General features: G+C 40.9%; 12 protein-coding genes. 7 read left to right on the forward strand and 5 right to left on the reverse strand.

Translation table 11 applies throughout. The features are described from left to right. The first annotated feature begins 39 nt into the window (after positions 1-39). The 6 genes from PL_RS00965 to PL_RS00990 all read left to right on the forward strand — a co-directional run bounded on the left by PL_RS00965 (position 40) and on the right by PL_RS00990 (position 7,387). Entirely contained in the window at positions 40-1,314 is a 1,275-nt protein-coding gene (locus PL_RS00965) for an efflux RND transporter permease subunit (RefSeq protein WP_041877483.1), read from the forward strand. After that, positions 1,311-3,203 carry an efflux RND transporter permease subunit gene (locus tag PL_RS00970; protein WP_041877480.1) on the forward strand — a complete coding sequence of 631 codons (1,893 nt, stop codon included), beginning with the start codon at positions 1,311-1,313 and terminating at the stop codon, positions 3,201-3,203. Before PL_RS00965 ends, PL_RS00970 begins: the two co-directional genes overlap by 4 nt. Before the next feature lie 4 nt (positions 3,204-3,207). Continuing rightward, complete coding sequence (locus PL_RS00975; RefSeq protein ID WP_082035770.1) at positions 3,208-4,446, forward strand: TolC family protein; 1,239 nt, start codon at positions 3,208-3,210, stop codon at positions 4,444-4,446. Next, a complete protein-coding gene (locus tag PL_RS00980) occupies positions 4,421-5,701 on the forward strand; it encodes an HlyD family efflux transporter periplasmic adaptor subunit (protein WP_052495971.1) in 1,281 nt (426 codons plus the stop codon). Before PL_RS00975 ends, PL_RS00980 begins: the two co-directional genes overlap by 26 nt. Continuing rightward, entirely contained in the window at positions 5,685-6,941 is a 1,257-nt protein-coding gene (locus PL_RS00985; RefSeq protein ID WP_052495970.1) for an efflux RND transporter periplasmic adaptor subunit, read from the forward strand. The genes PL_RS00980 and PL_RS00985 overlap by 17 nt, the downstream gene beginning before the upstream one ends. 80 nt (positions 6,942-7,021) lie before the next feature. Then, a complete protein-coding gene (locus tag PL_RS00990; protein ID WP_235324393.1) occupies positions 7,022-7,387 on the forward strand; it encodes a putative signal transducing protein in 366 nt (121 codons plus the stop codon). A 49-nt stretch (positions 7,388-7,436) separates the two neighbouring features. On the opposite strand, the gene PL_RS00995 is transcribed toward PL_RS00990, so the two are convergent. From PL_RS00995 to PL_RS01010, 4 genes are all read right to left on the reverse strand, one after another. Beyond that, positions 7,437-8,204 carry an ABC transporter permease gene (locus PL_RS00995; RefSeq protein WP_041877475.1) on the reverse strand — a complete coding sequence of 256 codons (768 nt, stop codon included), beginning with the start codon at positions 8,202-8,204 and terminating at the stop codon, positions 7,437-7,439. After that, positions 8,205-8,972 carry an ABC transporter ATP-binding protein gene (locus PL_RS01000; RefSeq protein ID WP_041877473.1) on the reverse strand — a complete coding sequence of 256 codons (768 nt, stop codon included), beginning with the start codon at positions 8,970-8,972 and terminating at the stop codon, positions 8,205-8,207. Positions 8,973-8,987: 15 nt separating this feature from the next. Further along, complete coding sequence (locus tag PL_RS01005) at positions 8,988-9,893, reverse strand: helix-turn-helix domain-containing protein (RefSeq protein WP_041877471.1); 906 nt, start codon at positions 9,891-9,893, stop codon at positions 8,988-8,990. Positions 9,894-10,076: 183 nt separating this feature from the next. Beyond that, the gene (locus tag PL_RS01010; RefSeq protein WP_041877469.1) at positions 10,077-11,381 is read right to left on the reverse strand and encodes a M20 metallopeptidase family protein; all 1,305 of its coding nucleotides are present in this window, start codon (positions 11,379-11,381) and stop codon (positions 10,077-10,079) included. A 194-nt stretch (positions 11,382-11,575) separates the two neighbouring features. Here PL_RS01010 and PL_RS01015 point away from each other — a divergent pair, with 194 nt between their 5' ends. Beyond that, complete coding sequence (locus tag PL_RS01015; protein WP_041877544.1) at positions 11,576-12,481, forward strand: aldo/keto reductase; 906 nt, start codon at positions 11,576-11,578, stop codon at positions 12,479-12,481. Between the two features lie 197 nt (positions 12,482-12,678). Here PL_RS01015 and PL_RS01020 read toward each other — a convergent pair whose 3' ends face one another. After that, positions 12,679-14,079, reverse strand: a complete 1,401-nt coding sequence (locus tag PL_RS01020; protein ID WP_152620241.1) for a hypothetical protein — start codon at positions 14,077-14,079, stop codon at positions 12,679-12,681. Positions 14,080-14,319 lie beyond the last annotated feature (240 nt).

The raw sequence follows: 14,319 nt of genomic DNA on the forward strand, positions 1-14,319 counted from the left end.
GCGGAGCAGTTTATCTGCTCCGCTTAATTGTATTAAGAGATGATTAATAAATTAATTTCCCTGTCTCTAAAGAACAGGTATATCGTATTGATTGCAGCACTTATCCTCTTTGCCTGGGGCAGCTATGCCGTAAGGGAAAATCCTATTGATGCTATTCCTGATCTTTCTGAAAATCAGGTTATTGTTTTTACGGAATGGGAGGGGAGAAGTCCACAGATCATGGAAGATCAGGTCACTTATTCATTGGTCAGTAATTTACAGGGAATTCCTAAAGTAAAAGCCATAAGAGCGACTTCTATGTTTGGTATGAGTTTCATTTACATCGTTTTTGATGAAAAAGCAGATATATACTGGGCAAGAAGCCGTGTCATGGAACGACTGAATTATGCACAACGGTTACTGCCAGAAGGTATCACACCAACACTTGGTCCGGACGGAACAGGTGTCGGTCATATCCTGTGGTACACGCTGGATGCTAAGGGAATTGATCTGGGTGAGCAGCGTGCGCTGCAGGACTGGTATGTAAAACTTGGTTTGCAGACAGTTCCCGGTGTAAGTGAGGTCGCTTCATTTGGCGGTTTTGAAAAACAGTATCAGATCAATATTGATCCCCATAAACTTAACTATTATAATATTCCATTAAGTCAGGTGCTTAAAGCCGTTAAAAGTAACAATAATGATGTGGGTGGCCGTAAGTTTGAAATGAACGGAACGGGATATATCGTTCGCGGCCTGGGATATATCAAAAGTCTTCAGGATGTGGAAAATATTTCTATTGGTACAATAAACACTGTATCAGTCAGAATTAAGGATGTCGCTACAGTACAAATGGGAGGAGATCTGCGTCTGGGTATTTTTGATCAGAATGGTGAAGATGAAGCTGTAGGCGGAATAGTGGTGATGCGCTATGGTGAAAATGCAGATAAGGTAATTAATGCCGTAAAGGATAAAATGACCGACATTCAAAAAGGGCTTCCTTCAGGAGTGAAATTCAAAATTGCTTATGATCGCAGCGAACTGATCGAAAGTGCAATTGGCTCCGTTAAACATACACTGATTGAGGAAATGATCACTGTATCCACCATTGTAATCCTGTTTTTATTTAGCTGGAGAAGTGCACTCAGTATCATTATTCAGATTCCAATTACCATCGCTGCGAGCTTTATTCTGCTTAATGCTTTTGGGATATCATCCAATATTATGTCTTTAACAGGAGTTGCTCTTGCCATAGGGGTTATTGTCGATAATGGGATTGTAATGGTCGAAAATTCACATCGCAATCTGGCAATTGCACAAGAAAAAGAAAAATCATGACTACCATAGAGAGAATTAAAATTATAGAAGCCTCCTGTAAGCAGGTAGGCAGAGGCGTGTTTTTTTCTACGCTCATCATTGTGGCCTCTTTCCTGCCAGTATTTTTACTGGAAGGGCAGGAAGGTAAGTTATTTGGTCCGCTAGCCTGGACAAAATCATTCATACTGGCAATAGATGCCATTCTTGCTGTTACTCTGGCTCCGGTGCTGATTTCCTTTTTTTTAAAGGGGAAACTAAGAACGGATGATCATAATCCGCTGAACCGCTTTATGGAGCGTATTTACAGACCAATCTTGAACTGGTGTATTCATTGGCGTAAAACGACTATAGGGATTAACCTTCTGGCTTTAATTATCAGTGTTCCTCTGTTATTAAGCCTGGGCAGCGAGTTTATGCCTCCACTGGATGAAGGAACAATCCTTTTTATGCCAGTTACTTTACCTGATGTTTCCAATGCACAAGCCAAGCAGCTTCTGCAGGTGCAGGACAGAATCATTAAAAGTGTTCCTGAAGTGAAAAATGTATTGGGTAAAGCTGGCAGAGCAAATACAGCAACAGATAATTCGCCGATTTCCATGGTTGAAACAATTATCTTATTGAAACCTAAAAATGAGTGGCGTAAAGGAATTAAAAAAGAAGACATTATTAATGAACTGAATGCCAAGCTTCAGATACCAGGAGTGGTAAATGGCTGGACACAACCCATTATCAACAGGATCAATATGTTATCTACCGGGATCAGAACCGATGTCGGTTTAAAAGTTTACGGGCAAAACCTGGATACGATCTATGCTTTATCCAGCAGGATGAAACAGGCACTGCAGGGGATCAATGGAGTGAAAGATCTTTATGTTGATCCAATTACCGGCGGTAAATATCTGGATATACAGGTGAATAAAGATGCAACTGGCCGTTACGGACTAAGTATAGACGATGTGAATCAGGTGGTGGAAAGTGCCCTGGGAGGAATGAACATTACGCCTACAATTGAAGGTAGAAGAAGGTTTAGCGTTAACCTTCGTTTAGCCCAGGATTATCGCAATAATCTGGATCAGATTAAGCGGACATTAGTACAGACACCTGCTAACGGACCAATTCCATTGTCCTCTGTTGCTGATATAAAAATTAGTGATGGTCCGGCAATGATCCAGTCTGAAAATGCACTTTTAAGAGGAACAGTACTTTTTAATGTTCGTGAGCGTGATTTAGGTAGCACTGTTAAAGAAGCACAAGACAAGCTTAACGGTATGATTAATACCCTGCCTAAAGGTTATTTTATAGAATGGAGCGGACAATATGAAAATCTGATTCGTGCAGAGCGCACATTGAAGCTTATTCTGCCAATTGTGTTGCTGATTATCTTTGGCTGTCTGTATTTTGCTTTTCATTCTGTCAGGGAGGCTTTTTTTAGTCTGATCTCTATCCCTTTCGCCTTAATAGGCGGGGCATATATGGTTTATTTCTTTGGTGTACATCTTTCAGTGGCTGTAGCAGTAGGTTTTGTGGCTTTATTTGGAATTGCAGTAGAAACAGGAATCGTCATGGTCATTTATCTGAATGATGCAATGGCACAACTGGTAGAATTAAAAGGTAACTCCAATGAAACTATAACCAGAGAAGACCTGCGCATTTATGTCATGAATGGTGCGATTAAAAGGCTGAGACCAAAACTAATGACAGTGAGTGTGGCTTTGTTTGGCCTGGTTCCGGTCCTTTGGTCAACCGGTACCGGCAGTGATGTGATGCAACCGATTGTGCTGCCCATGATTGGTGGTGTATTAACTTCTTCCACTCATATTTTACTGGTTACTCCACTGATCTTTCTGATGGTAAAAGAGTATGAGTTAAAAAAATACGGCAAACTGGAAGTGCTGGACGTAAAAGAATAATGATATGAAAACAATCAATCAAATTATCTGCATCGTACTTGTCTGGATGGCAGGAACAGTCACTTCCAGAGCACAGGTAGCAATTTTATCTTTGGATAGTATCCTGACAAAACTGGAGATGAATCCTGGCTTGTTAGCTTATGATGCAAAAATTAGCGCTCAAAATGCTTATGCGACAGGAGCTAAAAGCTTACCTGCTCCTCAGATTAGTGCCGGTCAGTTTCAGACCCCATATCAGCTGAAACCAAATACAGGTTCCTTTATGATCAGCGCAGAACAGATGTTTACCAATCCTGGTAAGCTTAGGGCTAAGCAGAACTATATGAATGGGCTGTCTAAGGTGACGGCCGAGGATAAGAACTATCAGAAGAATCAGTTAGTAGCCCAGGCCAAAGGATATTATTACAAAATGGGTATTATAGCGCAAAAACAAGACTTGCTGGAAAGTACCAGAGGCTTACTGCAGTATATGCTCAAAAGTGCTAATATCCGGCTAACCTATGGAAAAGAAAAGTTAAATAATATTTATAAGGCCCAGGCAGAATTATATGAGCTGGATAATAGCCAGGAACAATATAATAATGATTTAAGACAACAGCGTATCCTGCTGAACATTCTGATGAACAGAGATAAACAGGTTGATTTCAAAGTGGATACTGCCTTTATGGTAAAGGATTATGAGACATCGGTTACGGATAACTCTGAACTGTCTATGAGGAGGAGTGATATTAAAGGAATAGATCAAAATATCAGCTTACAGGCCCTGAATGCAAAAATGGAGTACAGTAAGCGTAAACCAGATTTTGGCCTGCAGGTTGGACAAATGTTTAGTTACGGAGGGATGTCTAATCAGTATATTTTAATGGGCTCTGTTACTATACCTGTTTTCTCCTGGTCTTCTAAAGAGTATAAGGCCAATTTGAAAGGGATTGGTTTTGATGTAGAGCGTTTAAAACAGCAAAGATCAGAGCTCATCAATCAGGCCGAGGGAAACCTGGCGGGACTAAGGGCTGCGATAAAAAGTAAAAAAGCCCTGCTGAAGAATTATAACCGCAATATTATTCCTGCTTTACAGAACAATTATAAAACATCGCTGCTCGCTTACGAACAGAATACAGGTGAGATGCAGGTAGTGCTGGATGGATTGAAAGCCTTACAAATGGCAAGAATAGAGGCTTTAGACCGTTTGGGTGAACTTTTACAATTACAAGTAGATTATGAAAGAGAAAATGAAAAATATTAGTCTGATGATAGTCATAGCATCCTCTTTACTGATCCTGTTATCAGGAGGTTGCACTCAGCCCAAAAAGACAGCCATATCCCGCGCAGTGAAGAACGAAGTAAAATATACCTGCCCTATGCATCCGCAGATTATGGAAGATCACCCGGGAGCATGTCCGATATGCGGAATGACATTGGTTAAAAAATCAGGAGAAGCCAGTGAACGGGCAGGTATTAGCTTGAATACAGTATTGGAGCCAGTCAGTTCGTCGGTCATCACTTCTGTCAGGGTGATCAGACCTGAACAAAAGCTTAGTCCTGTTCAGATTGAAGGAGAGGGATATCTTGATTTTGACAGCCGTACATTCAATAACATTGCAGCCAGATTTTCTGGCAGAATTGAGCGATTATACATTAAGTATGTTTTTCAGGAAATACATAAAGGAGAGCGGATTTTTGATATTTATAGCCCTGAAATGTTAACTGCGCAACAGGATCTTCTGTATGTGGTTAAAAATTCTTCAGGTGACACGGGGTTGATCAATGCTGCAAAACAGAAGCTATTACTGCTGGGAATGACCAGTTCTCAAATCAATCAGGTGCTTAAATCAGGAAAGACATTTTATAGCTTACCAGTGTATAGTCCATATGATGGCCATGTACATGATATGCCTCACAGTCAACTTGCAGGTACGACCAATTCAAAACCGGAATCCGGCATTGTAAACAATTCGCCATTAAATGTTCGGGAAGGAATGTATGTAGCAAAGGGGCAGAATATGTTTAATGTGGTAAACCCGCATCATTTGTGGGCTATAATTAAAATTGATCCTTCTTCGGTTACTCAATTAAAGCTAAATCAAAAAGTTAAAATTACCATGCCGGATTTACCGGACAAAAAAATAAGCGGGAAGGTGAATTTCATTGAACCTGTACTGCAAGGTGGTGATAAACGGACGAGTATCAGGGTTTATATAGATAATATGCAACATGACCTTAAAGTAAACAGCATCGTTCATGCGGTAATAGAAACCGGAACGACAAATGGAATATGGTTACCGGCATCTGCAGTACTGGACCTTGGTCAGCATAAAATAGTATGGGTGAAAAGAGGGAACAGTTACAGAGTTCAACAGGTATCTGCTGGAATACAAACCGGGGGGCAGGTGAATATCACTAAAGGCATCTCAACGACTGATACCTTAGCTGCAGATGCTCATTATTTATTGGATAGTGAAGGTTTTATTAAAATTGAAAATCATGAAAAATATAATTAACGGTCTATTCTACAGAAAGGTGAGTGGTGTCTTTTTACTGGTCTTATTGTTGTCTGTGACTTTGTTTATCGCTTGCAGGCAAAAGATAGAACCGGTGGGTAAATCAGAAAATAAAACTTATTACACTTGTTCTATGCATCCACAGATTCATGAGGATCACCCGGGAAATTGTCCGATTTGTCACATGACACTGATCAAAGTAGAAACTACCGGTAAAGACACTGATATGGAAGCCAGTAAGATAAAGCTTACTGCATCACAGCTTCAGCTGGCTGGTATCCGTACAGATACCATTCGTGAAGAAAATATCGGGAACGAGAAAACTCTGACAGGGACAGTAACAACTAATGAGAATAACGCTGAACAATTAAGCGCCAGAAATGCTGGCCGTATCGATCAGCTATTTGTAAGGACAATCGGTGAGAAAATATCGATTGGTCAGCCTGTTTACAGGATTTATAGTGAAGATTTGCTGGAAGCAGAAAGAGAATTTCTTTTGGCCAGGCAACAACAAAAAATGCTTAACAATCCGGATATAGATTACAAAAAGCTAATTGGCGCAGCAGAGAATAAATTATTATTATGGGGGATGTCGTCATCACAAATTAAAAACCTGGCTTTGTCCGGGAAGGTTTCTGCAAGTGTAATCATCAGGAGTAAAGTAAGTGGAACTGTGAGTGATATTGCTGTACATGAAGGAGATTATGTAACTGAAGGAATGCCAGTTATCAAAACTCAAAACCTTAATAATTTATGGATTGAAGCCCAGTTATATGCTGGTGAAGTTGCAAAATATCATCTCAACGACCAGGTCAGTGTCTCTTTACCAGACTTAGGTAGCCAGCGTATTACAGGTCAGATAGAATTTATGAATCCTGAATTATCAGGTGAATCCAAAGTCGCACTTATTCGGGTGAGTATTTCTAATGAACAGGGACTGATCAGACCCGGAATGCTGGCCTATATTTCAGTAGCAACTGAACTGAAACATAGTTTAGCAGTTCAGACATCAGCTATATTGACTGATGGAAAGGGCAGCAGGGTATGGGTTAAAAACGCAGATAATAGCTTCTCACCAAGAATGGTTATGTTGGGTACAGGTAATCAAAGTTACTCCTCTGTTTTGTCTGGTTTAAATGCGGGGGATATCGTTGTAACAAATGGGGCCTATCTGTTGAACAGTGAAGCGATTTTTAAAAATGGAAGTGCGAATATGGATATGGGAAATATGAAAATGTAAGCTATTTTAACGGACATGAATCTGGTGCATAGTTTTTGAGTTTCAGGAACTTATTAAATTGCTGTACCTTTGAATTAAGAATGGATAAGATTGTTGTATTTAAAGTTTTCTATAATCCTATAGAAGCCAATATTGTAAAATCGAGATTAATAGATGCCGGAATTCAGTGCTTTTTATCTGATGAGCATACGATTACGCTTAACCCTCTCTATACACAAGCTCTTGGAGGGGTAAAACTCCATCTTTTTCAAAGGGATGCTGCTATGGCTGGAAGTATACTGGAAGAAACAATTCCAGCCATAGAAGAATCAGGAGAAGGTGACGGAGAATATGTTTGTCCCAATTGTGGGTCTCATCATGTCGGTTACGTTCAGGCAACTAAAAAGCGGTTCAGTATCTTAACGATGTTCGTTTCAATATTATTTATGGTTACCCGTTTAATGTGAGGAAAGTCCATCATTGTTTTGACTGTCTGCATGAGTACTGATAGTTTTGTTATCCCCGTTTTTTATATATGCTCATCGCAAAGAAACAGGCCACAAACATAATTCCTGTGCACCAGGCGAGAGCTATCCATATTTCATTGCCCACCGGCTGATTTGACAGCAGCGCACGGATAGTTTCCACGATGGATGTGACAGGTTGATTTTCAGCAAAAGCACGAACACCCGCTGGCATTGATCTGGTTGGTACAAATGCGGAGCTGATTAAAGGCAGAAAGTGAATCGGATAAGCAATGGCAATTGCACCATCTACTGATTTTGCAGACAATCCCGCAATCGCAGCGATCCAGGTCAGGGCCAATGTGAAAAGTGCGAGTATACCGGACACGGCGAGCCATGATAATACTCCGGCCGGTGAACGGAAACCCATCAGAAGGGCTACAATAATGATTACAATAACTGATATAACGTTGGATACCAATGAGGTCATGACATGTCCCCAAAGCGCAGCCGAACGGGCAATTGGCATGGAATGAAAGCGCTCGAATATTCCCCGCTGCACATCGGTAAACAAGCGGAAGGAAGTATAACCCACACTGTTTGCAACAGCAATTAACATTATACCAGGCAGCAGGTAATTTACATAGTTGTCTGTTCCGGTCTGAATTGCACCGCCCAGCACATAGACGAACAACAACATTAATGCAACAGGCATGATAGTAACCGTAACGATGGTATCCATGCTGCGAAGAATATGGCGCATGGACCGTCCAAGCATTACACCCATATCCATAAGAAAATAACTTTTTGTCGTTTCCATTTAGTTTTCCTCCTTTTTACCAACAATGGCAAGAAATATCTCCTCCAGTGTCGGCTGTTTTTCAATATACTCTACTTTTGCAGTCGGGAACAGCTTTTTGAGCTCCGCAAGTGTGCCATTGGCGATAATTCTACCTTCATGCAGAATAGCAATCTGATCCGCAAGCTGTTCGGCCTCATCCAGATGCTGGGTGGTCAGGAATACTGTCATACCGCTATCGGCAAGCTCTCTGACAATCTGCCAAAACTCAATGCGTACTTCCGGGTCAAGTCCGGTGGTTGGTTCATCAAGGAAGATGAGCTGCGGTTTTCCTACAAGGCTCATGGCAATGTCAAGTCTGCGGCGCATTCCTCCCGAATAGGTAGAAACCCTGCGATCTGCGGCAACCGTCAAACCGAAACGTTTCAGCAGATCGTCTGTCACCTGATGAGGTTTGCTGAGATGTCTTAATCTGGCTATCATGATCAGGTTTTCCCGCCCGGTCAATATCTCATCCACAGCAACAAACTGCCCGGTCAGGCTGATTGACCGCCGAACATTATCAGGACTTGTTAAAACATCAAATCCGTTTACAATAGCGTTTCCGCTATCTTGTTTCAGCAGCGTGGTCAGGATTTTTACAATTGTTGTTTTACCTGCACCGTTGGAGCCAAGCAAGGCGAAAATACTGCCTTTTTTTACCTGGAAATTTACTTCTGTCAACACAGGTGTGTTTTTATAGGATTTTTTTAATCCTTGTGCCAAAATGGCGATTTCATTTTGCAACATAATACATTCCCTCTTTTATGATGTTAACAAGGTGATACCGGTTAAGTCTGCTTTCCCGTTTTTCAGGAATTCGAAGGTCAGCCGGTCTGCCTGACAGTCTATAAACTGAACTCCTTTCAAACTCCTGTTTTTAAAGAAAGTATGAATAAGCGTTGATTGCTGAAATATCACCCTGGTAAATCCGCAATCTTCAAAATAGCAGTCTTCCAATGTACCATTGAAGGTTGTATCGGCGATATGCGTATCAATAAAAGAGGTGCGATTCCACAGCGAATTCGTCACTGTGTTTTTCTCGAATCCGCTATATTTAAACTCCACTGCGGTAAAGTTGGTGCCAGAGAAATCGCAGCTTTTGATATGGCTTTTTGAAAATTCGGTTTCTTCCAGAGAACAATTTCTGAACAGGTTCTTGTCTAAGTGAGAATTGTGAATATGGCTGTTGCTGATATCGGAATCAGAGAAATTACAGCTGTCAACATGGTTGCCTTTTAAAAGAAGTCCTGATAAATCAGAATCAATGAACAAACAACGCTGTATGTTCGAAGAGCTGAATTTTTCATGCAGATTTTTCAGTCCGGAGAAATCTGCATCTACCCAGTTTCCATTTGACATATCCCAGCTGAGCTTTTTTCCTGATATTGCGGGACCGGACGGTAATTCACCGGATCGTTTATCCGGAGACTCAACAGATACTGGTTCGGCAGTTTCCGACTGGAAGTTTTCTGAGAAATAGTTAAGGTCAACACCCAGGATTTCTGCAAGACGATTAAAAGTTGTGATATCCGGCATCGATTCTCCGCGTTCCCACTTGCCAACTGCCTGGGAACTGATGAACAGGCGCTGTGCAAGTTCGGCCTGGGAAATGTTTATTTTCCTGCGCCCTTCTGCAATTCTGTTACCAATCATTTTAGTATTTAACATAGTTGCTATCTCTTTAGTTATTAAATGTTTATTTGATAGAACAAAGGTATTCGGATGAATTACCAGAATGAAAAAAACGCCATAACTTATAGTTGTATTTACGCTACTTGTAGTTGTTATTGACAACTACAAGTAGCATATAACGGGATATGCAGAAAATCATTGAAGGGGCAGAGCTGATGTTTAGTTTTTACTCAGACGTTCCAGAATTAAGGATGAAAAACATTTGACTCCTGTTCTGATACTTTCTTCATCAACCTCAAAACCCGGAGAGTGATTCATGGCAACCATTCCTTTATTAAAGTTGGAACCCCCAAGAAAGAAGAAAACACCAGGTATTTTCTGTTGAAAATAGGCAAAGTCATCATTGAAAAAAGGGATTTGACCATAAGCAGTAGTGACTATGCCTTTTTTATAAATGTGTTCGAGAGTTTCTGTTGCGATGCCGGTTAATTGTTTGTCATTGATAACTGTCGGATTTTCCTGGATAAATGAAACAGAAAGCAATTGATCTTTATAACCACTGGCTGCTATGACCTGCTTGATTTTAGGAATTATGTCTTTCAGCCTGGATGAATCCGTCTCATATAAATATGCTTCCAGGAGGAGCTGATCATTTTTAGAAGAGATAGTGAAATTCTGATCTACGATCAGGTAATCCCTGAAAATTGTACCGGGGTTCATCAATCCAATTTTTGGATCAACCATTTTTTGTATTTCCCAGGGCTTACTACCTGTACTTGCACGGGATAAAAAGCTGTGGATTTTTTTTGTTAATACTTTTGCTTCTTCATCCGATAATTCATTTTTTAGCATGATGCTTATTCTTTTCTGGTAGGCGAACATTTCATTGGGCTTGACCATAATTTGTCCGGCCGGTAATGCACTTACATGTAATCCATAAATCTCATCGGGACTTATTTTTGAGAGTAAACCGTTGTTAAGCATTCCTTTGGCTCCAATAAATGTCTCTTCTTCAGGTTGAAATATAAAGTATACCGTTCCGCTTAAAGAGTTTTTGTTTTTTGCAAGCACTTCAGCTATTCCCAGGGCAATGGCCATATGTATATCATGACCACAACCATGCTGAACACCTTTTCTTTTGGATTTGAAAGCTACTTTATCAGGATAATCATTAGGCAGAGCGTCCATTTCTGCTCTCCAGGCAACCTTTTTCCCTTTTTGTCCTCCTTTTAAAATTCCAAGGACACCATGACCGTAAATATTTGTATCAACTTCAAGCCCTAAATCAAGCAAATATTGTTTTATAATCTTTTGCGTGCGTATTTCGTGACCTGCCAACTCTGGGTTTTCATGAAAATCTCTCCTGATTTCCACCAGCTTTTTAAAAATGTGATCGGTTTCGAGTTGAATAACTTCGTGAGTTAAGTTCTTTTTCGGTGTTACATTTTTACTTTTTAGTTCCTGTGCAGAGGAGACAGAAATTGAAATGATAAAACACGTTAATGTGAGTACAAGTCTTTTCATAATTTATAGCTGGCTGATTTTAAACCCTGGTTATTAGAATAGTTAACGGGTGAGTTGTTACCAGAGAATCCAGATTAATTTCCGGGAGGCAATCAGCATGAAAAATGTGATGTAGGTCACGCAGTGGCCTGAAATTTTCTATCGTACTTTACACTGTGATTAAAAACACCTGGTGGATAGAAAAAGATAAGTTTATGAAAGCAACAATTAACAGCATAAATATGCCCGTACTTGGGTTTGGCACCTTGATTAACGATCCGGCATTGGCAATAAGTGCAACCAGAGATGCGTTGGAAGCGGGATTCCGGCATTTTGATGCAGCAGAAAGATATCGGAACGAAAGTGAAGTAGGCGAGGCACTTGAAGCAGGTCTTGCAGCTGAAGGGCTCAGACGTGAAGACATCTTTGTGACGACAAAATTGTGGAATACCAATCATAGGCCAGAGCGGGTCAAACCTGCGTTCGAAGCGAGCTTGAAGAGACTCAGGCTCGAATACCTGGATTTGTATCTGATTCATACTCCGTTTGCATTTCAACCTGGAAACGAGCAGGATCCCCGGGATGAAAACGGCAATGTCATTTATGACCGCGAGGTAACCTTGGCTGACACCTGGAGAGCGATGGAGAGTTTGGTGGACGAAGGGAAATGCCGGGCTATCGGATTGTCTGATATCAGTTTAAAAGAACTCTTACCCATTTATGAAATGGCAATAATCAAACCAGCTGTGGTTCAGATTGAAGCACATCCATATTTGCCAGAAACAGAGCTTCTGGAGTTTTGTAAAGAGAAGGGGATTGTGTTTCTGGCTTTTGCACCATTAGGTCACGGAATAAAATCCGGGCCGCTCGAAGATCCGGTTGTTTTAGCGATTGCTGAACGGGTTGGACAGACACCTGCTCAGGTGTTACTGGCCTGGGCGGTTCAACGTGGGACGGCTTTGCTGACTACACCCAGAACTGCATCCCGTGCACACGAGAATTTTAACATCTCTGTATTGCCGGAAGACGCATTTGAAGAAATCAGTCAGATTCAGATCAGGCAGCGATTCAATGCTGTGGTGAGGACTGGTGTGCCAGGTTTTATCGCAAAAGGTAATTGAACAGGAAATACAAATAACCAGAGCCATGGAAGAACAACAAATACGTAAAACATGAAACACAATATTTTGCAGATGCATTCGAGGCGCCGGCATGGCGAAGTCCATGGACTCAGGCAGGAGGGGCTTAGTTTTTATTATTGGTGAACAACAGAAAATGAGTTGACCACCAGTCAGCTCATTTTCTGTTGTTTCAGGAATTAATGCCAGAACCTGCTGGACGTATTGTGGCGTCTGTAAGTTCGGATTGCCTCGAAATTACTTTTAAGTGCTTTATTTTTCGGTGATGGATTTGCACTTTCATAATTGCTTACGGCTTTAAATGCCATTACCATATCATAGTCCATAGCTACCTGTCCTTTGTCGAAAGGTACATTGCCGTAGTTATTTCTGAACCATAATTTCCATTGCGGGCCCCCGGGCGTATAAACATAAGTTGCTGTATCCGTTTGTTTTGGGAACGGGCCAGGCAATACAAAGGATGTGAAATTATCCTGAGCAGGACTATGACAACTCATACAAGAGGATAAGGGCAGATTTTTGTAGACTTTACCTGTACTCAGATCAACAGCCTTTTGGGCAACTGCACCATCATTCGGACCGCTGAGTCTGCCTCCCCAGCCTAATGTTTCTTTACTATAGAAGGGTGCTTTAGGGTTGATTACTGTTTCGGCCAGTTTAGGATAAGGAGGACTTACCGGGCTGTTGACGTTCGGGTCGTCGCCCCACATAGCGCCCAGTGGTACCATCTTGTCCCAGAATGTGCCTTTGACATCTTTGTCGTATACGAAAGTAGAGTAAACCCAGCCTGTGTGAGGAGAGGTCTTACTATCTTTAACGATAACGTCCAGTTGGAAAAAACTAACCTTACGCATCTGATATCCGCATTTTTTGCTTGCAGATGTGGTTATCGTATCGTAAACACTAAAGGTTTGTGCATTTTCCATCACAGACCACTGCGGATAATTGATGTTTGAAAAAGCGAACTTTACAATAACACTGCCTTCTTTGAACTGAGCTGCATCATTTATTAAATTAACTTTTTGTCCGGTTTTACCCCATATTTTTCCAACTGTATAAGCGGCTGTAGAATCATATAATACCAGTGCGTATCCGCTTTCGTCTTCATGAAGTGTACTAAACATATTTGTCGGGTTTCCATTGCCCAGATAGGCCCCTAATATAGCCTCTCTTTCTGTTCCCAGCCAGGGTTCGTTGAACCAGCCATATTTAGCTGATGTCCACTTTTTATTGTCCGTGAAAAAGGGAATTATGTTAGGTTTAATGTAGCGCTTTAGCGAATCCATATAAGCAAATACATTAGCTTCTGAGATTGGCTTTCCCTTTAAAGCCTGTTGCCACGAAGGATTGATAACGGGTTTAAATGTTGTTGGATAATCATGACTGAGGACAAACAGGGGACCGTCATATTGTTTTTTGGAAGGGATAGAGTCCCTGTGGTTTAAAAAAGCATTATTTGTTGCTATAGTTACCTGATCTGATTTGAGTTTGCCGTCTTTGGGGCTGTCCTGATTATTACAGCTGCAGGCAATCAGGACGACTACTGACAGCATAATGCAGAGATTAATTGTTCTTTTCATGAGGGTTAGGATTTAGGTTGATATAGGGTAGGTTTGAGTTGAATGAATGTCGTTTAACAAAACAAAATAAATTCTTTTATCCGGATATTCGGAGGAGGTATACAGCTAAATGTTAAGGGTTAAAACACCCTTGGAACAGGTGGTTATAATTATTAATTCATTAAAAAAGCCTCAATACAGATTGAAGCTTTTTTATCCTGCCAGGATTCTGATCAGGTATTGAACATTTATACTATATCT

Origin of the sequence: Pedobacter lusitanus, from assembly GCF_040026395.1 — a bacterium.
In the GTDB taxonomy this organism is placed as follows: domain Bacteria; phylum Bacteroidota; class Bacteroidia; order Sphingobacteriales; family Sphingobacteriaceae; genus Pedobacter; species Pedobacter lusitanus.